Annotated in this window: 21 protein-coding genes; 20 read left to right on the top strand and 1 reads right to left on the bottom strand. The window is 33.5% G+C overall.

What is annotated here, in order from left to right; all coding sequences use genetic code 11:
• Positions 1 to 47: 47 nt before the first annotated feature.
• The 19 genes from AC0LWJ_RS06095 to AC0LWJ_RS06005 all read left to right on the top strand — a co-directional run bounded on the left by AC0LWJ_RS06095 (position 48) and on the right by AC0LWJ_RS06005 (position 19105).
• Positions 48 to 296 carry a DUF4321 domain-containing protein gene (locus AC0LWJ_RS06095; RefSeq protein WP_474238674.1) on the top strand — a complete coding sequence of 83 codons (249 nt, stop codon included), beginning with the start codon at positions 48 to 50 and terminating at the stop codon, positions 294 to 296.
• Positions 297 to 343: 47 nt separating this feature from the next.
• A complete protein-coding gene (locus tag AC0LWJ_RS06090) occupies positions 344 to 919 on the top strand; it encodes a Maf family protein (RefSeq protein ID WP_474238687.1) in 576 nt (191 codons plus the stop codon).
• A 12-nt stretch (positions 920 to 931) separates the two neighbouring features.
• The gene (radC, locus tag AC0LWJ_RS06085; RefSeq protein ID WP_474238672.1) at positions 932 to 1636 is read left to right on the top strand and encodes a RadC family protein; all 705 of its coding nucleotides are present in this window, start codon (positions 932 to 934) and stop codon (positions 1634 to 1636) included.
• Between the two features lie 18 nt (positions 1637 to 1654).
• Positions 1655 to 2689 (top strand): rod shape-determining protein, encoded by a 1035-nt coding sequence (locus tag AC0LWJ_RS06080; protein WP_474238671.1) that lies wholly within the window; start codon positions 1655 to 1657, stop codon positions 2687 to 2689.
• 1 nt (position 2690) lies between these two features.
• Complete coding sequence (gene mreC / locus AC0LWJ_RS06075; protein WP_474238669.1) at positions 2691 to 3521, top strand: rod shape-determining protein MreC; 831 nt, start codon at positions 2691 to 2693, stop codon at positions 3519 to 3521.
• 5 nt (positions 3522 to 3526) lie between these two features.
• Positions 3527 to 4036: a rod shape-determining protein MreD gene (gene mreD / locus AC0LWJ_RS06070; RefSeq protein ID WP_474238667.1), complete on the top strand. Its 510-nt coding sequence runs from the start codon at positions 3527 to 3529 to the stop codon at positions 4034 to 4036.
• A gap of 3 nt (positions 4037 to 4039) precedes the next feature.
• Entirely contained in the window at positions 4040 to 6352 is a 2313-nt protein-coding gene (locus AC0LWJ_RS06065; RefSeq protein ID WP_474238665.1) for a penicillin-binding transpeptidase domain-containing protein, read from the top strand.
• Positions 6353 to 6466: 114 nt separating this feature from the next.
• Positions 6467 to 7096, top strand: a complete 630-nt coding sequence (gene minC / locus AC0LWJ_RS06060; RefSeq protein ID WP_474238663.1) for a septum site-determining protein MinC — start codon at positions 6467 to 6469, stop codon at positions 7094 to 7096.
• Positions 7097 to 7151: 55 nt separating this feature from the next.
• Positions 7152 to 7955 (top strand): septum site-determining protein MinD, encoded by an 804-nt coding sequence (gene minD / locus AC0LWJ_RS06055; protein WP_474238660.1) that lies wholly within the window; start codon positions 7152 to 7154, stop codon positions 7953 to 7955.
• A gap of 17 nt (positions 7956 to 7972) precedes the next feature.
• Positions 7973 to 8248 (top strand): cell division topological specificity factor MinE, encoded by a 276-nt coding sequence (minE, locus tag AC0LWJ_RS06050; protein ID WP_474238657.1) that lies wholly within the window; start codon positions 7973 to 7975, stop codon positions 8246 to 8248.
• 100 nt (positions 8249 to 8348) lie between these two features.
• Positions 8349 to 9281, top strand: coding sequence for a GGDEF domain-containing response regulator (locus AC0LWJ_RS06045; RefSeq protein WP_474238654.1), 933 nt, complete (start codon positions 8349 to 8351; stop codon positions 9279 to 9281).
• Between the two features lie 41 nt (positions 9282 to 9322).
• Entirely contained in the window at positions 9323 to 10063 is a 741-nt protein-coding gene (locus AC0LWJ_RS06040) for a DUF6873 family GME fold protein (protein ID WP_474238651.1), read from the top strand.
• Positions 10064 to 10110: 47 nt separating this feature from the next.
• Positions 10111 to 10992, top strand: coding sequence for a putative sporulation protein YtxC (gene ytxC, locus AC0LWJ_RS06035; RefSeq protein WP_474238648.1), 882 nt, complete (start codon positions 10111 to 10113; stop codon positions 10990 to 10992).
• Between the two features lie 10 nt (positions 10993 to 11002).
• Positions 11003 to 11140, top strand: a complete 138-nt coding sequence (locus tag AC0LWJ_RS06030; protein WP_503031408.1) for a hypothetical protein — start codon at positions 11003 to 11005, stop codon at positions 11138 to 11140.
• A 181-nt stretch (positions 11141 to 11321) separates the two neighbouring features.
• A complete protein-coding gene (gene thrS / locus AC0LWJ_RS06025) occupies positions 11322 to 13226 on the top strand; it encodes a threonine--tRNA ligase (protein ID WP_474238645.1) in 1905 nt (634 codons plus the stop codon).
• Between the two features lie 35 nt (positions 13227 to 13261).
• The gene (locus AC0LWJ_RS06020) at positions 13262 to 14308 is read left to right on the top strand and encodes a chorismate synthase (protein ID WP_474238643.1); all 1047 of its coding nucleotides are present in this window, start codon (positions 13262 to 13264) and stop codon (positions 14306 to 14308) included.
• Positions 14309 to 14491: 183 nt separating this feature from the next.
• Positions 14492 to 14929: a MarR family winged helix-turn-helix transcriptional regulator gene (locus AC0LWJ_RS06015; protein ID WP_474238640.1), complete on the top strand. Its 438-nt coding sequence runs from the start codon at positions 14492 to 14494 to the stop codon at positions 14927 to 14929.
• Between the two features lie 94 nt (positions 14930 to 15023).
• Entirely contained in the window at positions 15024 to 17249 is a 2226-nt protein-coding gene (locus AC0LWJ_RS06010) for an ABC transporter ATP-binding protein (RefSeq protein WP_474238638.1), read from the top strand.
• Positions 17246 to 19105, top strand: a complete 1860-nt coding sequence (locus AC0LWJ_RS06005; protein WP_474238635.1) for an ABC transporter ATP-binding protein — start codon at positions 17246 to 17248, stop codon at positions 19103 to 19105. Before AC0LWJ_RS06010 ends, AC0LWJ_RS06005 begins: the two co-directional genes overlap by 4 nt.
• 98 nt (positions 19106 to 19203) lie before the next feature.
• On the opposite strand, the gene AC0LWJ_RS06000 is transcribed toward AC0LWJ_RS06005, so the two are convergent.
• Positions 19204 to 20382 (bottom strand): FprA family A-type flavoprotein, encoded by a 1179-nt coding sequence (locus AC0LWJ_RS06000; protein WP_474238633.1) that lies wholly within the window; start codon positions 20380 to 20382, stop codon positions 19204 to 19206.
• 356 nt (positions 20383 to 20738) lie between these two features.
• On the opposite strand from AC0LWJ_RS06000, the gene AC0LWJ_RS05995 reads away from it, so the two are divergent.
• Positions 20739 to 21476, top strand: coding sequence for a hypothetical protein (locus AC0LWJ_RS05995; protein WP_474238631.1), 738 nt, complete (start codon positions 20739 to 20741; stop codon positions 21474 to 21476).
• The last annotated feature ends 72 nt before the right edge of the window (positions 21477 to 21548 follow it).

The raw sequence follows: 21548 nt of genomic DNA, 5'->3' as shown, positions 1-21548 counted from the left end.
TAAAATACAAAAGAAAAGTGATAAAATATATTTAAAGGAGTGGAAAAATGAAGAGAAGTAAAGGTCCTTGGACACTGTTTTTTTTGCTGATGATAGGGCTAATTTTTGGTGGATTCATTGGCGATTACTTGGGCAATTTTGTGAAACAGCTGTCTTTTCAACAGGTAATAGGTATGAGCAGTCCTATGATGCTGAATTTAAATGTAATAAAACTTTCTTTTATGCTATCATTTAAAATAAATGTTGGCACTGTTGCTGGAATAATTGTAGCTTTGTATGCTTATTATAAAATGTAAGCGGTGTGAAATTGTTTTTTTAGAAAACGAAAGGAATGAACATCAGATTGAGAATTATTCTTGCGTCAAATTCCCCAAGAAGAAGAGAATTATTGAAAGGGATAGGACTTGACTTTGAAATTGTTTCAAGTAATATAGAGGAAATTTCTGAAGAAACCGAGCCATCTTTATTGGTGATGAACCTTTCAAAACAGAAGGCTTTAAGTGTTGCTGAAAGTCTTAAGGATGATGCTTTGATAATTGCAGCAGATACTGCTGTTGAAATAAATGGTAATATCCTTGGGAAGCCCAAAGATAAATTTGAGGCATATAAAATGCTTAAAAGACTAAGCGGTAAATGTCATTCGGTTTATACAGGCATATCATTGGTCAGTTCAAGTGATTTAAAATTGATATCTGATTATGAAGTAACATATGTATATATAAAAGAACTTAATGATGATATTATCTGGCGATATGTAAAAACAGGCGAGTGCTTTGATAAGGCCGGTTCATATGCAATTCAGGGCTACGGTTCCTTGATTGTAAGCAAGATAAATGGTGACTATTTTAATGTTGTTGGACTTCCGTTATCAAAACTGTCAGATATGATGTCAAAGAACTTTGGTATAGAACTGCTTTAAGGAGGGAAAGAATTGAGAGAGGATTCAGGTATAACCATAAAAGATTTGCCTGAAGATGATAGACCAAGAGAAAGGCTTATTAAATACGGATCTGGTGTATTGTCAAATGCTGAACTCATAGCTATAATTATAGGTACGGGCAATAAAGATGAAAGTGCAATATTATTGTCTCAAAGATTAATCGGAGAAGGCAGAGGACTAAAATATATAATCGATACCGGCGTAGAGAGACTTTCCGAAACAAAAGGTATAGGTAAGGCTAAGGCAGCAAAATTAAAGGCGGCGTTAGAATTAGGAAGGCGGATAGCACTTTCAGGATATAATGAAAGCATAGCTATAAGAAAACCTGATGACATTATTGGCTTAATGATGGATGAAATGCGTTATTTAAAAAAAGAATACTTCAAGGTGGTTATGTTAAATGTGAAGAATAAAATCATTGCAGTGGATACTATTTCAATAGGCAGTCTTAATTCGTCTATTGTGCATCCGAGAGAAGTGTTTAAGGCTGCAATCGAGAGAACTGCATCATCAGTTATTTTGGTTCACAATCATCCAAGCGGTGATCCATCTCCAAGCAATGAAGATATAGAAGTATCAAAAAGAATTACACAAAGTGGGAATATTTTAGGAATTAAGGTTTTAGATCATATTATTATTGGTGACGGCATAGGTATTAGTTTGAAGGAAAAAGGTTATTATAATTTTGAAAATTAAGGAAGGGGTTTAATATAAATGAAGAGATTTTCTAAGGATATAGGAATAGATTTAGGAACCGCAACAACATTGGTTTATGTACAGGGTAAGGGGATTGTATTGAGTGAGCCATCGGTAGTTGCAATAAAAAACGATACTCATACGGTTCTTGCGGTTGGTGCAGAAGCAAAGAAGATGGTTGGCAGGACACCCGGCAATATAGTTGCAATAAGACCAATGAGAGATGGAGTTATTGCAGATTTTGACATAACAAAAATGATGCTGGATCATTTCATAGGAAAGGTTAATCCAAGGAAAGGCTTATTTAAACCAAGGGTTATTATTGGTATTCCATCAGGTGTAACAGAGGTTGAAAAGAGGGCTGTTATTGAAGCTTCATTGCAAGCAGGTGCAAAAGAGGCGCATACTGTTGAAGAACCTATGGCGGCGGCAATTGGTGCAGGGCTTCCTGTTGAAGAACCTACAGGGAGTATGGTTGTAGATATAGGCGGAGGAACAACGGATGTTGCAATTATTTCCCTCGGCGGTATTGTTACAAGCAAGTCTTTGAGGATTGGCGGTGATGAGATGGATGAAGCCATCATTACTTATATTAAGAGAGAATATAATCTTATGATCGGCGAGAGAACTGCCGAAGAAGTAAAGATTCAGATTGGTTCTGCTTTTCCGAAACAAAAGGAGGAAACGATGGATATAAGGGGGAGAGATTTAGTGTCTGGACTTCCTAAAACATTGAAGATTACCTCAACAGAGATATTAGAAGCCTTAAAGGACCCTGTTTCAAGCATAATTGAGGCTATAAAAATGACTCTTGAGAAAACTCCTCCAGAGCTTTCTGCTGATATAATGGATAGAGGTATTATGCTTACAGGTGGTGGAGCATTATTAAGCGGTATAGATAAGCTTATAAGACAGGAAACAGGTATGCCTGTACAAATAGCTGACCAGCCTTTAAACTGTGTAGCCTTAGGAACAGGTAAAATTCTTGAAGAAAGTTCACTTTTCAACAGGGTTTTAACCTCAACAAGCAGATTAAGCCGAAAGGAGTGGTAGGGTGCCGAGATTTTTTAAAAACAAACAGTTTATTATGGTTGTTGTAATAGCTGTGGCACTTATTTATGCCATGGCTAACACCTATGGAAGTGGGAGAAATGTTACAATAGTCGAGTCTGCTGTGGGCAGTATTTTTTCACCGGTGCAAAAGGTTTTTTATTCAGCAGAAAATTATATAAGCAATTTTTTTACATCTATTAAACAAATAGGGACGTTAAGAGAGAAAAATGCCTTGTTGGAAAAGGAAGTTGAAAAGATAAAAAGAGAAAATATACGAATGCAGGAGCTTATTAATGAAAATAACAGATTGAGGGATATTTTAAATTTTAAAGATAAAAATACGGATCTTGTTATTAAACCGGCAAATATAATAAGCAAGAATCCGGGCAACTGGTTTGATACTTTTAATGTCGATATCGGGTCAAATCAAGGAATCAAACCCAAGATGACAGTTTTAGATGAAAAGGGTAATCTTGTGGGTACGATTACCGATGTCGGAACAAACTGGTCTAAAGTTTTATCCATAATAGATATGGATAGTTCAATAAGCGCTGTTGATGTTAAGACCCGAGATAATGGTGTTGTTAGAGGAGATAGCAATGGCAATCTAAAGATGATATATATTCCAAATGATTCTAAAATAAGCATTGGTGATATTATAACAACATCAGATATGAGTATATATCCCAGTGGATTAATCATAGGGAAAGTACAACAGGTAAAAAGTCAGGAAGCAGAATTGCTTAAAGAAGCTGTTATAAAGCCGGAGGCTGATTTTGAAAGGTTAGAGTTTGTTCAAATTGTAATGAATATGAAAGATACAGGGAAGTAGAATATATGAAAATCCTATATAAATACCTATTAATTATTTTGGCGATTATTTTAGAGGCTACATTCTCTAAATTCATAACTATTTTTGGTGTTAAGCCTGATATAGTTCTAATCTTGATAATATGTTTTGCATTGTTAAACGGCTCAACTGAAGGGATAATTCTAAGCCTTTTTGGAGGTCTTTTACAGGACATTTTATATAATAATGCAATAGGTGTTGAAACGCTTGCTCTTTTAATTGTTTGTTATATTGCTGGTGTTCTAAGTACAAATGTGTTTAGAGATAATACATTTGTTGCTTTTGTTTTTGTATTAATAGGGACTCTATTGTATAATTTAATAATTATATTTTCCATGATACTGATGAAATACGATATTAATTTTATAAAAGGTTTTTTAGATATTGTCTTAATACAGGCAATTTACAATTCCATAATAACAATATTTATTTTTAGATATATTGTTAAGTTGAATAATTATATTAAAGATACAAAAATATTTTTTTTTGATATTTAAAGGATGATAGCCTTGAGTGAAGATTTGAAGAAAAGATTTAACATTTTTGGGTGGGTACTTATTATAATCTTAGTTTTACTTATTTCCCGGCTAATTTATCTTCAATTAATTGAAGGAGATTATTTCCGCGAACAATCCATTAAACAGGCAATAAGGAATATACCTATTGATGCACCAAGAGGGAATATCCTTGATAAGAATGGTGTAAAATTGGCAACAAACAAGCCGAGTTTTTCCGTTGAAATTTTAAAAAGTGCTGTTGTTGATGCAAATATAAATGACGTGATATTAAGGGTTGTAAATATATTGGAAAAGAATAATATTAAATATAAAGATGACCTTCCTATTTATTTGGACAATAACGGCAAACCATATTTTAATTTTCAAAATCCAGATGAAGGTGATGTTTCTTCAAGTACACTGATATCAAGGGAAAAACTATGGAAGAAAAACAATAATATCAAGGAAGGCGCTTCGGCGGATGAGGCATGGAATTTTTTAAAGAAAAACTTTAATATATCCCCGCAATTATCTTTGCAGGATATGAGAAAAGTTATGGCAATTAGAGAGCTTATGGTTGAACAAGGGTATAATCAATATCAGCCGGTTGAGATAGCAGTAGATGTTAATCAGCAAGCAGTGGCTGAAATAGAAGAAAACCATCTTAATTTGCCAGGTATCATGATTAACATAAAACCTATAAGATATTATCCGTACCAATCTCTTTTATCTCAAACGTTGGGATATATTGGGCGAATAACAGAAGATGATGTAAAAACGTTAAATATGAATAATTACCGATTTACAGATCTTGTAGGGCATTCAGGTCTTGAAGGACTTTTAGAAAAATACCTGAAGGGGAAAGATGGAGGTCAGCAGGTTGAAGTTGATAGTTTAGGGAGGCTGATAAAAAAACTAAATGAGATACCTCCTAAACCTGGAGATACAGTATATTTAACAATTGATAAAAATATACAGAAAGCAGCAGAAAAATCATTGCAGCAAACGATGGAAAATATCCGATCTAAATACGATGCTGTTACGGGGAAACCTCTGCCTGCTAATATTGGAGCAGCGGTTGTTGTTGATGTTAATACAGGTAAAATACTTGCGCTTGCCAGTATACCCGGATATGATCCGAATATCTTTGCAACCGGAAATCCACCACAAAATGTAATAAATGAGCTGTTTAAAAACAGGAATGCTACAATAGATCCAAGCCCTACATTTAATTATGCAACACAAGGAGCAGCACCCCCCGGTTCAACCTTTAAAATGGCAACAGCATTAGCTGCACTTGAGTCGGGTGCAACAACAGTTGATGAGCAATATTTAGACCCCGGTATATATCCATATACCGGACAGAAAAACTGGCTATATGCGGAATATGGTCAAACACAGGGATGGGTTAATGTTAGTGAAGCAATTAAATATTCAGTTGATACCTTTTTTTACGAAATGGGCAGAAGAATGGGTATAAACAAAATAGTAGAATATGCACATAAACTGGGGCTTGACCAAAAAACAGGAATAGAATTGTATGAAGCAAAAGGAACGATTGCAAGCCCGCAATTTAAAAGGGATTATAATCTTGGAATTCTTAAGACATTTGTAAAGAGCGACAATAATCCAAAGGGAAAGATAACCCAAGAACAATATGATAAAATAGTACAAATAATTGATAGCGGCAATTTAAGTGACTATAATACATTTTTAGAGCTTAAAAAAATGGGGATAAAAGATGTGAAGCTTCAGCAGCAGTTATGGTCATTAATGTATTCTGCCGGGCACTGGAGTTTGACAGATACCTGCAGTGCCTCAATAGGTCAAGGGGATAACCAGTTTACCCCGCTTGAAATAGCGAGTTATATTTCAATGCTTGTGAATGGAGGTACAAGATACAGGCTTCATTTAATCGACAAAATAGTTGCACCCGACGGGAAAATTGTAAAGGAAGAAAAGCCTCAGGTTTTAGAAAAGATTGATATACCTGAGAAATATATTGATGCAATAAAACTTGGAATGAAAGGCGCTACAGAGCAAGGGGGTACTGCCAGTGAGGCTTTTAATGGTTTCCCGATTGAAGTAGGAGGAAAAACAGGTACGGCTGAAGTAGGTTCAAATAATGTAAAAACGATGGCTAATTATGCATGGTTTGTTGGATTTGCTCCATATGACAAACCGAAGATCGCGGTTGCAGCAGTTATTTATCAAGGTGGTTCAGGAGCATATACGGCAGCTGTAGCAAGGGGTATATTCGATGCATATTTTGGGTTTAATAACACTCAAAAGTCAGATAATACTTCCGGACACTAATTTTTTAATAACAAAGGAGGATATTTTTTATCTTCTTTTGTTATTTTTTGAAGGAATTACGAAACTTATGAAGAATATATAAATATAAAGGATATTTTCGGGAGGAAAAACTCAATGTTAAGTGATTATTTTAAAATAAAGGGTACAAAGGAAGGACTTGTTATCATTGCAGAAGATTGTACTGATATTGACTCTCTGAAAGAAAAAATAGTAAATAGAATCGAGCATTCATTAACATTTTTTAAAGGCGCGCAATTAACAGTTAAAGTAAAAAGCCTAGATATAAGTCAGGCTCAGATAGACGAATTATTGCAATATATAATGGATAAATATGGAATCAGTGTAAAAATAAAAAAAATACAGGAACGGCGGCTTAAAAATGTGAATAGAGAAAATACGGTGTTTGAAGGCTTAGAAGAGGGTATGACTAAATTTCACAGCGGTACTGTGAGGTCTGGTCAAATAATAAAATATTATGGCAATCTTGTGGTTCTGGGTGATGTAAATCCTGGTGGAATAGTACAAGCATCAGGCAATATAGTTATAGTTGGAGCATTAAGGGGAATTGCACATGCAGGTTTTTCCGGAAATGATAAAGCGGTTATTGCAGCGACGAAAATAAATGCGATGCAGCTTAGGATAAACAATGTAATTTCGAGGTCTCCAGATAATGTTAGTAATACTAATTATCCTGAAATTGCATTAATAAAGAAAAATAAAATAGTTGTAAAACCACTTTACTAATGTGGAATAATATAGTAAAATATACAATAAGAAGAATCGAGAATGGAGTGATATAATGGGAGAGGTTATAGTTATAACATCTGGAAAAGGTGGTGTTGGGAAAACAACGACTACTGCAAATCTTGGCACATATATTGCTATGAAAGGTTTCAAAGCGGTGCTTATAGATACAGATATAGGGCTGCGTAATCTTGATGTAATTATGGGTTTGGAAAATAGAATAGTATATGATATTGTTGATGTTGTTGAAGGACAGTGCAGATTAAAGCAGGCTTTGATAAAAGACAAGAGGTTTGAAGGGCTTTACCTGTTACCTGCTGCTCAAACCAGAGATAAAACAGCAGTTAATCCTGAACAGATGCAAAAACTAACAGATGAATTAAAAAAAGAATTTGACTATGTCCTGATTGATTGTCCGGCTGGCATTGAACAGGGATTTAAAAATGCAATTGCGGGGGCAGAGAAGGCATTAGTTGTGACAACACCGGAAGTATCTGCAGTTAGAGATGCAGATAGGATAATTGGGCTTTTAGAAGCTTCCGAAATAAACAATCCTATGCTTGTAATAAACAGAATAAAAATGGATATGGTAAAACGCGGTGATATGATGAATATTGAAGATATTATGGATATTCTTGCTATTGACCTTATTGGCGTTATTCCAGATGATGAAAATATCGTAATATCTACAAATAAGGGAGAACCGATTGTAACAGATGATAAATCCTTAGCTAGTCAGGCTTATAGAAATTTAACTGCAAGATTGCTTGGTGAAGATGTGCCTCTTATAAATCTTGATACAAACATAGGCTTTATTGACAAATTAAAAAATCTTTTTAAAATGGCATCAAATAGATGAAGGTGGGAGATGTGTTTATGGATTTGTTTAAACCGTTTAGGAACAGGAATAACAGTAAAAATGTGGCTAAGGAGAGGCTGCAGCTTTTGCTTGTCCATGAAAGGTCTGACATTTCACCGAAGTTTCTTGAGTTAATGAAGGAAGAAATAATAAATGTTATTTCGAATTATGTTGATATAGATAAAGAAGGATTAGATGTAGAAATAACAAGGGAAAAGAAAGACAATGATACATATGTCCCTGCATTGCGGGCTAATATCCCGATTAAAAAGATGAAACAAAAAATCAGATAAGATATAATTATTCGTTAATAAAAATTATTTGTTTTAACAGTGGTAACTTAGATAAATATATAATATAATATATTACAAATAAATTTTCGGGGGATATACAGTGTGTAAAAAAAGTATTTTAATAGTAGATGACAATAGACTTAGCAGAAAAATCTTAAAAGATACACTTGAAAAAGCAGAATATATTGTTTATGAAGCGGAAAATGGGGAAGAAGCGCTGGGCATTTACAAAAAGAATCTGCCCGATATGGTTATACTTGATATTGTTATGCCGAAAATGAGCGGATTTGATATATTAAGGATTTTACGAAATGACCAGGAAAACTTAATGGTACCGATTATACTTTTAACATCAAAAGATGACTTTAATGAAAAATTGTATGGTCTTGAACTTGGAGCAGATGATTATATCATAAAACCTTTTAATGAAAAGGAATTTATAATAAGGGTTAAAAATCTTTTTCAGAGAATAGACCATAACAGAATGGCAAATCCACTTACAGGTTTAAGGGGAAATCTTGATATAAAATTTGAAATGAAAAGGCGGATTAAAAAAGGTGAACCCTATGCCGTTATGTATATAGATTTGGACAATTTTAAAGAATACAACGATTATTATGGATTTGCACGAGGAGATAAAGTATTAACCATGACAGCAGGAATTTTATCTAAAAGTATAAATTTGGCAGGCAATCAAAATGATTTTTTAGGACATATAGGTGGGGATGACTTTATAATTGTAACAACACCGGATAAGGTTGAAGATATATGTCAATATATAATAAAAAACTTCGATGAAAAGATAAAAAATCTTTACGATGAAAAGGATAGAAAAAGAGGATATATCGAAGCCATAGGACGAAGAGGCGAAAAAAACAAATACCCATTTGTGTCAATATCTATAGCAGTTGTAACAGATGAATACAGAAAATTTCAAAATGAGCTTCAGATAAGTGAAGTAGCTACAGAGTTGAAAAGAAAGCTTAAAACAATGAAGGGCAGTAAATTTTTAAAAGACCAAAGGAAAGAGTAAAGCATACATGATGTATGCTTAATTTTTTGAAGGTGAGGCATGTGTTTTTTAAGGATCCTTATATACCGGACAAAAAAGTAAAAACGGTTTTAATCGATGGCAGAGAAAAATTAATCGGACATGTATTGAATAATTTTGGAATACAAACAATATATACGGGGAAAAATGAATTTTTATATGACGCCATATCATATCATCCTGATATAATTCTGCATAATGCAGGTGATGGTGAAGTAGTTATTGCTCCCAATGTTAGTGTTGATTTAATTTTCAACTTAAAAAAATTAAAATTAAATACGATTTTAGGACAAAGTAATTTAAATAGAAACTATCCTGGCAATATAGCATATAATGTAGCAAGGCTGGGCGGTTATGCTTTTCACAATTTAAAATATACAGACCCTGTTTTAAGGGAGATGCTTGAAAATAAAGGAGTTAAATTTATTCATGTAAATCAAGGGTATACAAAGTGTAATATGGCTATTATTGACGAATTTAGTTTTATTACCTCTGATTATGGTATATATAAGATAGCAGATAAATATGGCTTTGACTGCCTTTTAATAGAACCTGGCAATATTATGCTTGAAGGTTTCAAATATGGCTTTATAGGAGGAGCGGCAGGTCTTATTTCAAAAAATATATTCTGCATAACCGGTAAATTAAGTTATCATAATGATTATAAAAAAATTGTAGATTTTTTAACTTTTAAAAACAAAAAAATTATATATTTAACACCATTCCAAATAAAAGACATTGGTTCCATTATTCCACTTAACTAAAAAACGACTTTCAACACATACTACTAACGAAGGGAGTGATTATATAGATGCAATTACTTTCAATTGGGATTCCCAATGCTGTAAGTGTTAACAGTGAATTCATAGAGTATGGTTTAAGGAATTTGAATAAAGAAGGGATTAATGTAGCAGTAAATTTAAATGATTGCGGACAGATTGTATTTTATAATTTTAGCCTTGAAGATAAACAGTCTGTTAAATATATATATAAAATCAAGAAATATGTTGCAGATGTTATTTCTGATATTATAGTAAATCAGTTAGATAAAAAGGTAATAAAAAATATTATAAAAAAATATTACTATTACTTTGATGAAGAAGAACAAAAGCAGATAATCAAAATAGCAAATGATATTCTTGATGATGATATAAATAGAGATACATTTAAATTAATTAAAAAGGAAGAAATATATTTGCTTCTTCTGGATTTTTTAAAGTACAATAATCGGGTAAATATTGAGGGGTTTTTAAATTTCAGATTGAGGGATTTTATTGGGGAATTAAATGAGATAGCCAATAGAGCAGTAGATGAATTTATTATACAGAAAGAATATAATGAGTTTCTTGGGTTGCTTCGCTATTTTGTAGAACTGCAGGATTCCAAAATAGATGTTTTAAATGTTGTTGTTGAAGATGATGGAACCTTCAGGTTTTTTGACAGTAACGATAAACCTATAACAGAAGAATTATTAAAGGATATTTCGATAGAGTTTAATGGAGGGGAATTGAGCGATGAGGATATGCTTTTAAGCACGTTAATTTCGATAGCACCGGAAAAAATATTTATACATTCCGTAAAGAACATAAGGAATAAAGAAATAATCGAAACAATTAAAAAAGTTTTTTGTGAAAGGGTATTTATTTGCCATGGTTGTAATTTATGCCTTCTCAATGAATTGAGGAAATATTAAGATTAAGGTCATGGAAGGTTTAATATTTCCTCTTATTTCATGTGCTGTTGACAAAACATTTATTGGATTATATAATATATTAAAACTGAATATTGTAGGCAATGAAGGGAAAAGTAAATATCATATCAACTTCAAAGAGATTGAATGACATTGGCTGAAATCATTCAAATGTTTTTGATATTGAAAACCGTCCTTGAGCTGCGGATGATAAATCCGAACGGGTAATACCGATATAAAATATAAAGTATAAATAAGAGTGGAACCGCAGAACTTCTGCCTCTTTGAAGGCATGAGGTTCTTTTTATTTGCAAAATAAGGAGGAAAAATGTATGTTAATTAAATTAAAAGATGGTTCTGAAAGAGAATTTAAAAATGGCATTAGTGTTTTTGATATTGCAAAAAGTATAAACCATAGATTGGGGAAAGAAGCCCTTGGGGGTAAACTGAACGGTAAAATAATAGAATTATTATCACCAGTTGATGAGGATGGCCAGCTTGAAATATTGACTTTTGATGATGAAGAAGGGAAAAGAATATATTGGCATACAACATCTCATATAATGGCACAGGCTGTGAAAAGATTATACAAGAATGTGAAATTGACAATAGGACCTGCTATTGACAATGGATTTTATTATGATTTTGATATAGATACACCATTTACAACTGATGATTTTGAAAAAATCGAATCAGAAATGAACAAGATTATAAAAGAGAATCTAAAACTTGAAAGATTTGCGCTTAATAAAGACGAAGCAATAAAGTTTATGGAGGAAAGAAATGAGCCATATAAAGTAGAACTAATTAAATTGCTGCCTGATGATAAGGTTATTTCATTTTATAGACAAGGGGAGTTTACAGACCTTTGCGCTGGACCGCATTTACCGTCAACGGGAATGGTAAAAGCGGTAAAACTTCTTTCTGTTGCAGGGGCATACTGGAGAGGAGATGAAAAAAATAAGATGCTTCAAAGAATTTATGGTATAAGTTTTCCTCAAAAAAGTATGCTTATTGAATATATTAATATGTTGGAGGAAGCAAAAAAGAGGGATCATCGCAAACTGGGCAAAGAGCTTGACCTTTTCAGCCTTCATGAAGAAGGACCGGGATTTCCATTTTTTCATCCAAAAGGAATGGTGCTTAGAAATATCCTTGAAGACTTTTGGAAGAAAGAACATACAAAAAGAGGTTATTTAGAGATTAAAACACCTATAATTCTAAATGGGGAACTCTGGCATAGATCGGGACACTGGGATCATTATAAAGAAAATATGTATTTTACAAAGATAGATGATGAAGATTATGCCATAAAACCAATGAACTGTCCCGGGGCTATGATTGTATATAATTCAACAATGCACAGTTATAGAGATTTGCCTCTCAGGCTTTGTGAATTAGGGCTTGTTCACAGACATGAACTGTCAGGGGCACTTCATGGGCTTATGAGGGTAAGAAGTTTTACACAGGATGATGCGCATCTGTTTATGACACCGGATCAAGTCGAATCTGAAATACTGGGGGTAATAAAGCTTATTGATTACTTCTACAAGGTATTTGGATTTGAATATTTTGTTGAACTGTCGACAAGACCGGAAGATTCAATGGGGTCTGATGAAGATTGGGAAAATGCTACAAATGCTCTTATTTCAGCAATGAATCATATAGGTCTTAAATACAAATTAAACGAAGGAGATGGGGCATTTTATGGACCTAAGATAGATTTTCATTTAAAAGACAGTATTGGTCGTACCTGGCAGTGCGGTACTATACAATTAGATTTTCAGATGCCGGAAAGATTTAATCTTGAATATATAGGCGCAGATGGTGAAAAACACAGACCAATTATGCTTCATAGGGTTGTATTTGGCAGTATTGAAAGGTTCATTGCAATATTGATTGAAAATTTCGCCGGGGCATTTCCAATATGGCTTTCACCTGTTCAGGTGAAAATATTGCCTATATCTGATAAGCAACTGGATTATGCACAGAATATATATAAGATATTGCTAAATAATGGAATAAGGGCAGAACTTGATGATAGAAATGAAAAGATAGGCTACAAGATAAGAGAAGCACAGCTTAAAAAAATACCCTATATGCTGATAGTAGGCGATAAAGAGGTAGAAGCCGGTACAGTCTCAATTAGGGCAAGAAAAGGCGGGGATCTGGGCTCAAAATCATTACAAGAATTTCTTGCAGATGTTTTAAAAGAAATTCAAAACAAATCATTATAAGGATAACAGCTTGTTAAGAAAGGAGGAATTTTATTTTGAGGTATTTAACATCCGGAGAAACCCATGGCGAAGCATTGACAGCCATAATTGAAGGATTGCCTTCTAACCTGCCGGTAGATGTTAACTTCATTAATTCAGAACTGAGAAGGCGGCAAGGGGGTTATGGCAGAGGCGGAAGAATGGCTATTGAACAGGATACTATCCATATATTAAGTGGTGTAAGAGAAGGCAAAACGATAGGTTCACCATTATCATTGATGATATTAAACCGTGATTTTGAAAATTGGAAGGATAAGGAGTTAACGGTAATAACGCGACCCAGACCCGGACATGCTGATTTGTCAGGTGCAATTAAATATAATCAAAGAGATATAAGAAATATTCTTGAAAGGGCAAGTGCCAGAGAAACTGCTGCCCGTGTCGCAGTCGGAAGCATTGCAAAAACCTTGTTGAATATGCTTGATATTAAGGTTAAAAGCAGTGTTCTTGAAATAGGCGGTATAAGGGATGAAAATGAAAGGATTAAGGCAATCGATAAAGCCAAAAAAGAAGGGGATACCCTTGGAGGAATTATAGAAGTAATTATTGAAGGTGTACCTGTTGGACTTGGCAGCCATGTCCAATGGGATAGAAAGCTTGATGCAATATTAGCATACCATATTATGAGTGTTCAAGCTATAAAAGCTGTTGAGATAGGACTGGGTTTTGAATCAGCTAAAAAACCCGGTTCTATAGTACATGATGGAATTTATTATGATGGAGGATTTTTAAGGGCAACTAACAATGCGGGTGGTATTGAAGGTGGTATATCAAATGGCATGCCTATCATTGCAAAAGCTGCTATGAAGCCGATTCCCACATTAAAAAAGCCTCTAAAATCTGTAGATATAAATACAAAAGAACAATTTGAAGCAGCATATGAAAGGTCTGATGTTACTGCTGTTGAAGCAGCATCAGTAGTATTAGAATCTGTTTGCGCATGGGTAATTGCAGATGAGTGTATGAAAAAATTCGGTGGAGATTCTATAGAGGAGATTTTAAATAATTATAAAATGTACAAAAAATATATAAAAGAATTTTAAAGGGGGCTAAAAGCCCCCTTTAAAATATGGCTGATTATACTTATAATCATAAAGTGTTTTTTGCTGAGTATAAGTGAAAAATTATTCCTTGAAAAATCCTGTTGACAAATGATAAATAAAAGAGTATAATGTTTCGTATGCGAAATATATTTATGCGAAACATGTCAAGAAAGGAGGAAAAGCATGGAGGAAGTAAGCAATGGTATTAAAATACTTAAAGTGTTAAAACAGATAAGGGATATTATGAAGCAGAATATGAAGTATCAGTTTAATAAAATAGATATAACCGGACCACAAGGCATGTTAATGAGTATGCTGGCTCATCATGGGAAAATGAAAATTAGTGATTTAAGTGAGAATCTTGGACTATCAAACAGCACTGTATCTGGTATTATTGATAGATTGGAGAGACAAGGTCTGGTTGAAAGAACTAGAAGCATTGAGGATAGAAGAGTGGTTTATGTTAGTATTACTTCGGAGTTTAAAAAAAATGCTAAGGAACAATTAAATGAAATCGAAAAGAAATTTGAGGATATGATGAATAAAGCTACTCCCGAGGAATTAAATACGATATTTGAAGGTTTAAACACATTAAAAGAGGTAATGGATAGGAATAAATAATAATTTAAACTATAAATTTATATTTAGGATTTAAGTTGATTTAATACCATAGAAGGAAATATATGCTATATTATTAGATAAGGAGTAGATAATTATGCTGAAACTATTGAAATACTTAAAGCCGTTTACTGTCATGCTTATTGCTGTAATAATGCTATTATTTGTCCAGGCGATGTGTGACCTTGCACTTCCGGATTATATGTCAAATATTGTTAATAAAGGTATCCAGCAGGGTGGGATTGTAAATGCTGTACCGAAAGCAATTAGAAAAAGTCAGATGGATAAACTTGTGCTGTTTATGAGTCCCGGCGATAAGGCAGAGATTTTGAAAAATTATAAGTTAGTTGATAAATCAACTACTGATTATAATAAATATGTCAAGGATTATCCGGTTCTTGCTAAAGAACCTGTTTATATTCTTAAAAATACAGATAAATCGGAAATCGATAAAATAAACCTCCAAATGGGAAAGGCTTTTATTACTGTAACAGGTATTGAAAAGGCTAAGGATAGTGCAAAAGGTGGAATAATTGATTTTAATGGGAAGAAAATACCGGCTAACGTAGATTTATTTGCAATGATAGCAAAGATGCCAAGAGAGCAGCTTTCTCAATTAAGTGATGAAATGGATAAAAAATTTTCAGCCCTTGGTGATAATATGATTACCCAGGCTGCCGTTTCTTCAGTCAAAGCAGAATATAAAGCATTGGGAATGAATACAGATAAAATTCAAATTAGCTATATCATAAACACAGGACTAATAATGCTTTTGATATCTCTGCTTAGTGCCGCATGTTCGGTTATGGTGGTATTTCTAGCAGCGAAAATAGCAGCAGGTGTCGGTCGAAATTTGCGGGAAAATATATTTACAAAGGTTGAGAATTTTTCACTAACTGAATTTGATAAATTCTCCACCGCTTCACTTATAACAAGAACAACAAATGATATTACACAGATTCAGATGCTTCTTGTTATTATGATAAGAATGATATTTTATGCACCGATTATGGGTGTAGGGGGAGTAATTAGAGCACTTGGTAAAAGTACATCCATGTCTTGGATTATTGCATTAACAATCATTGTACTTCTTAGTTTAATTATGGTAGTATTTGCGGTTGCTATGCCTAAGTTTAAGATTATACAAAAGCTTGTTGACAAGTTAAATCTTGTAACCCGTGAAAATCTTTCAGGTATAATGGTTGTAAGGGCTTTTAATACCCAAAAATTTGAAAAAGATCGTTTTGACAAAGCAAATCAAGACCTTACAAAGACAAATCTCTTTGTAAATCGTGTAATAGTATTTATGATGCCTGCTATGATGTTTATAATGAATGGAGTTACCTTACTTATTGTTTGGGTAGGCGCTAACAAGATTGCAAATTCAAGTATGCAGGTTGGTGATATGATGGCATTTATGCAGTATGCCATACAAATTATTTTGGCATTTTTGATGATGTCCATTATGTTTATTTTGATTCCAAGAGCTTCTGTATCTGCACAGCGTATTGATGAGGTTTTGGAAACGGAGCCAACAATTCTTGATCCCAAGGAACCAAAGCACTTTGACAAGGAAGCAAAAGGGATAGTTGAGTTTAAAAATGTTTACTTCAGATTTCCCGGCGCAGAGGAAGATACGCTTAAGAATATAAGTTTTAAAGCCTTACCGGGTCAGACAACGGCATTTATTGGTTCTACAGGTTCAGGCAAAACAATTCTTGTCAGCTTAATTCTTCGCTTTTATGATGTGACAAGGGGTCAAATCTTAATCGACGGGATAGATATAAGAGAAGTGACACAGCATGAGCTTCGCAGCAGGATTGGTTATGTGCCTCAGAAAGGTTTATTATTTAGCGGAACGATCAAGTCAAATCTAATGTACGGAGATGAAAATGCATCAGATGAAGATATAAAAAAAGCTGCTGAAATTGCTCAGGCTATAGAATTTATAAATGAAAAAGCGGAAGGCTTTGATAGTGAAATCTCGCAGAGCGGAACAAATGTTTCTGGAGGGCAAAAGCAAAGATTATCAATTGCTCGTGCTCTTGTTAAAAAACCTGATATCTATATTTTTGATGATAGTTTTTCGGCTCTTGATTTTAAGACTGATGCAGCTCTCAGAAAAGCCTTAAAAGCCGAAACAACCCAAAGTACCGTTCTTATTGTTGCACAACGTATTTCAACGATTATGAATGCAGATAAAATTGTTGTACTTGAAGATGGAGAAATAGTAGGAATAGGTACACATAAGGAACTCATGGAAAATTGTAAGATTTATCAGGAAATTGCTTTATCACAGCTTTCAAAGGAGGAATTGGCATGAGCAAACAAGATAATATGAAATCACAAAAGCGCTTATCAATGCTTGGGCATCCTGGCGGCATGTCACAAGGAACAGAAAAAGCCCGTGATTTTAAAGGTACAATGAAAAAGCTGTTTAAATACCTAAGCCCTTATAAAATATCAATGATTATTGTTTTTATATTTGCAGTAGCCAGCACAATATTTACTATTGTAGGACCTAAAATTTTAGGTAAGGCTACGACAAAGTTATTTGAAGGAGTTATGAATAAAATCTCAGGTAATGGAACAATAGATTTTGACTACATTGAAAGAATAATTCTTATTCTTTTATGTTTTTATTTGTTGAGTCTATTATTTGGATATATACAGGGTTGGGTAATGTCAGGGATTTCAATGAAGGTAACATATAAGTTAAGAAAAGATATTTTTGAGAAGATTCATCGTATGCCTCTTGGATATTTTGAAAGTACGAACCAAGGGGAAGTTTTATCACGTATTACCAACGATGTTGATACAATAAGCCAAACCCTTAATCAGAGTTTAACACAAATTATTACATCAATTACAACGGTAATCGGAGTACTTATCATGATGTTTAGCATAAACTGGATAATGGCTCTTGTGGCATTATTAACGGTTCCTATTTCCATGCTGATGATTATGGGTATTATGAAATACTCCCAGAGATATTTCAAGGAACAACAGGATTATTTAGGGCATGTAAACGGTCATGTTGAAGAGATGTTCGGGGGGCATTTTATAGTAAGGGCGTTTAATGGTGAAAAGAAAAGTATTGATCATTTTAATAAATTGAACAACAGGCTTTATAACTCAGCATGGAAGTCTCAGTTTTTAAGTGGCTTAATTATGCCTGTCATGAATATTGTAGGTAATATTATCTATGTAATTGAGTGTATTTTGGGTGGATGGCTTGCTATTAAAAAAACCATTGAGGTTGGTGATATTCAGGCTTTTATTCAGTATATCCGTTCATTTACAATGCCGATTTCACAAATTGCCAATATATCTAATATTTTACAACAGACGGCTGCTTGTGCAGAACGTGTATTTGAATTTTTAGCAGAGGAAGAAGAGATTCCTGATATTTCTGTCCCTGTAAAGCTTGATAATATTCATGGAAATGTTGAGTTTAAACATGTTCGCTTTGGATATAATCCTGATAAAATCATCATTAATGATTTTTCTGCTTGTATTAAACCGGGACAAAAGGTTGCAATTGTCGGACCAACTGGGGCAGGCAAGACAACAATAGTTAAATTGCTTATGCGCTTTTATGATGTAAATGAAGGTGAAATCTTGATTGATGGGCATAATATAAAGGAATATACCCGTAGCGATTTACGCTCAATATTTGGAATGGTTTTGCAGGATGCCTGGCTTTCTAACAGCAGTATAATGGATAATATCAGGTATGGTCGTCTTAATGCAACTGAAAAAGAAGTTATAGCTGCTGCAAAAGCAGCATATGTTGACAACTTTGTGCATACGCTTCCTGCTGGTTATAATATGGTGCTGAATGAAGAAGCTTCAAACGTATCTCAAGGTCAGAAGCAGCTTATAACCATTGCAAGAGCTATTTTAAAAGATCCAAAGATACTTATTCTTGATGAGGCTACGAGTTCTGTTGACACTCGTACTGAGGTACTAATTCAAAAGGCTATGGATAATCTTATGAAGAACCGTACAAGTTTTATAATTGCACATCGATTGTCGACAATTCATAATGCTGATTTAATTCTTGTTATGAATCATGGAGACATTGTTGAACAGGGTACACATAAAGAATTGCTTGCAAAAGGCGGTTTTTATGCAAATCTTTATAACAGCCAATTTGAAGAAGCATTAGTTAGTTAAATGGCAGCCCACCCTTTATGCTGCAAAATAAAGGGCGGGCTGCCTATGCTTTAAAAAGATATTTTTATTTTAGGGACAAGAAACCTGTCCCCTTGTCCCTAAAGTATACCTAATTCCCTGTGCTTCTGTGCAATTGCATAGGAAAGGTTATCCAGAGCTTTAAAATCCTCGTCTTTTGGATAACCTTTTATAAATACTGGAGAAATAAGTTCAGCTTTTAAATTTGTAAACATTTCCGCAAGCTGTTTGTCTGCTCTGCTTCCCCAACTATATGATCCAATAATTGACACAAATTCTATTTTTGGTTTTAATGCGTTCGCAAGATATGCAGCATAAACTGCCATAGGATGTGCTCCAGCCCAAACAGTTGGTGTAGCTATTATAATTGTAGCTGCATCTACTAAGGCCATAGCAAGCTCTCCAATATCTGTTACAGTTAAATCAAATGGCTCGACCTTAATACCTTTAGAAACTAATGATGTTTCAAGATACTCTTCCATCTTTTTTACGCTTCCATGCATTGAGACATACGGTATTACAACAATATTTTTGGGTTTATGGTATACCCAATCCTTATATGCATTAAGTATAAAGTTGGGATCATCATACAAAGGGCCATGACTTGGAGCAATTATCTGTATGTCCAAATCTTTAATCTTATCAAGATTTTTCTCTATAAAGCTTCTAAAAGGCATCATTATCTCTGCATAATACCTTTTTGCAGCATCATATACTTGGCATCTGTCAATTACATATAAATCAGATGTTGCAAGGTGGGAACCTAAAAAATCACATGTAAAAAGTATCTTATCCTCTTTCAGATATGTAAACATAGTTTCAGGCCAGTGTACCCAGGGAGCATATATAAAAGTAAGGGTCTTGTCTCCCAAATCTAATGTTTCACCATCTGCAACAGCAATAATCTTTTCCTCAGGAAGAAGCAATAAATCCATTAAAAATCCTTTTGCTTTTTGAGAACACAAAACCTTCGCATATGGATATTTTTCAAGTACCATAGGAATAGACCCAGAATGATCTTGTTCAGCATGGTGTGCAATTATATAATCAATTTTACTAACGTCTTTAAGCTGTTCCATTAAAACGTCAGCTTTCATTGGATCTACAGTATCTAAAAGGGCAGTTTTGCTGCTACCTTCAATTAAATATGCATTATAACTTGTTCCATTTGGCAGTGGTATAAGAGAATCAAACAGTCTTCTCTCAAAATGCACTGCACCAATCTTGCTTATGCCTGGTCTTATAATCATTGGTTTCAAATTCTTTCCCTCCAACCTAATTAAATTATTTTCACATCTTTATTATAACAAATATTGATTAAAAACAAAACAAATTTAATAAATTGTATTATTTCATAGAATTTATCTGTGTGCCGAATCAATTAATATTTTTTAAAGTAGCAGCAGCCTATTTTGAAAATTAAAATAGAGATTTTTGTAAAAAAATACATAAAGATTATTGTAAATAGCAGGAAAAACGAGTAAAATAAAGTAATAATGAGATGATTTAATAAAAAATGATTTTAAATAGGAAAATATGACGTTTTTTAAGATTTGCATAAAATAAAAATAAATGTTACGCTAAAATTAAATAATAAAAAGGTAGGTGTTGGTAAATGTTCAAAAAAATCATTTCATTTTTTCTGGTTCTGACACTTCTTTCAGTTTCAAGTTTTAGTTCAATTTATGCGGCTGAATTAATAGACGAACAAGCGATAGTAGATAATTTATCTACTATACTAATGAATAGAAATAACAAATTAATTGATTATATAAAAAATAATCCAAATAAAAATGTGATAACTGCTGTAGATGCTTTTATGGAGGCTCATAAAATTGATGTATCTAAATACAAAGTGAAAGATTTTCAAAATAAAGCTTTGGTTAATACAGTTAAAATAAATGACAATACCACAATCGGATTTAATTCAGATGGAAGCTTTACTGTAGATACACTTACTTCAAAACCTATTTTAAATCAGGTTAGCAGTATTTCTTTAATGACAACACAATATAAATGGGCGGCGAATGATAGAATAAGATATAGTATATGGGGTTACAAACTTTATCGTATCCATGTCGAATCAAATTTTGGGTATAATGGAGTTTCGGCATGGTATGCCGGTGGTCTTATGGGTTATTATGAGAGGTATTTTGGTCCTAGTGGTATTTGGCAGGTTTCCAATTGGGATACAGGTACTACTGTTGTAAATGGTGGTGAGTATTGCCGTGCATATGCTCGAGGTAACTTTCATTATGGTATAGAATATCAAGGGATTGGGTGGGTAATACAAGATATTTATGAAGATGTGAGAGTTAGTGTAAATTATGATGGAACGGCATATAGGAATTAAAGAATGGATATGAATAAAATATTAAAGGTTTTACTTATTACTATATTTTCTATTTTCGTAATTTATGTGATA

This window comes from Aceticella sp. 75b-Ac, assembly GCF_056032965.2.
The sequence above is the reverse complement of the archived record's forward strand: the minus strand, read 5'-3'. Positions and strand labels throughout refer to the sequence as shown.

Coding starts and splice junctions, on each gene's coding strand:
- AC0LWJ_RS06095 (WP_474238674.1), top strand. CDS start 48: ATGAAGAGAAGTAAAGGTCCTTGGACACTGTTTTTTTTGCTGATGATA.
- AC0LWJ_RS06080 (WP_474238671.1), top strand. CDS start 1,655: ATGAAGAGATTTTCTAAGGATATAGGAATAGATTTAGGAACCGCAACA.
- mreD (WP_474238667.1), top strand. CDS start 3,527: ATGAAAATCCTATATAAATACCTATTAATTATTTTGGCGATTATTTTA.
- AC0LWJ_RS06065 (WP_474238665.1), top strand. CDS start 4,040: ATGATAGCCTTGAGTGAAGATTTGAAGAAAAGATTTAACATTTTTGGG.
- minC (WP_474238663.1), top strand. CDS start 6,467: ATGTTAAGTGATTATTTTAAAATAAAGGGTACAAAGGAAGGACTTGTT.
- minD (WP_474238660.1), top strand. CDS start 7,152: ATGGGAGAGGTTATAGTTATAACATCTGGAAAAGGTGGTGTTGGGAAA.
- minE (WP_474238657.1), top strand. CDS start 7,973: ATGGATTTGTTTAAACCGTTTAGGAACAGGAATAACAGTAAAAATGTG.
- ytxC (WP_474238648.1), top strand. CDS start 10,111: ATGCAATTACTTTCAATTGGGATTCCCAATGCTGTAAGTGTTAACAGT.
- AC0LWJ_RS06030 (WP_503031408.1), top strand. CDS start 11,003: ATGGAAGGTTTAATATTTCCTCTTATTTCATGTGCTGTTGACAAAACA.
- thrS (WP_474238645.1), top strand. CDS start 11,322: ATGTTAATTAAATTAAAAGATGGTTCTGAAAGAGAATTTAAAAATGGC.
- AC0LWJ_RS06015 (WP_474238640.1), top strand. CDS start 14,492: ATGGAGGAAGTAAGCAATGGTATTAAAATACTTAAAGTGTTAAAACAG.
- AC0LWJ_RS06010 (WP_474238638.1), top strand. CDS start 15,024: ATGCTGAAACTATTGAAATACTTAAAGCCGTTTACTGTCATGCTTATT.
- AC0LWJ_RS06005 (WP_474238635.1), top strand. CDS start 17,246: ATGAGCAAACAAGATAATATGAAATCACAAAAGCGCTTATCAATGCTT.
- AC0LWJ_RS05995 (WP_474238631.1), top strand. CDS start 20,739: ATGTTCAAAAAAATCATTTCATTTTTTCTGGTTCTGACACTTCTTTCA.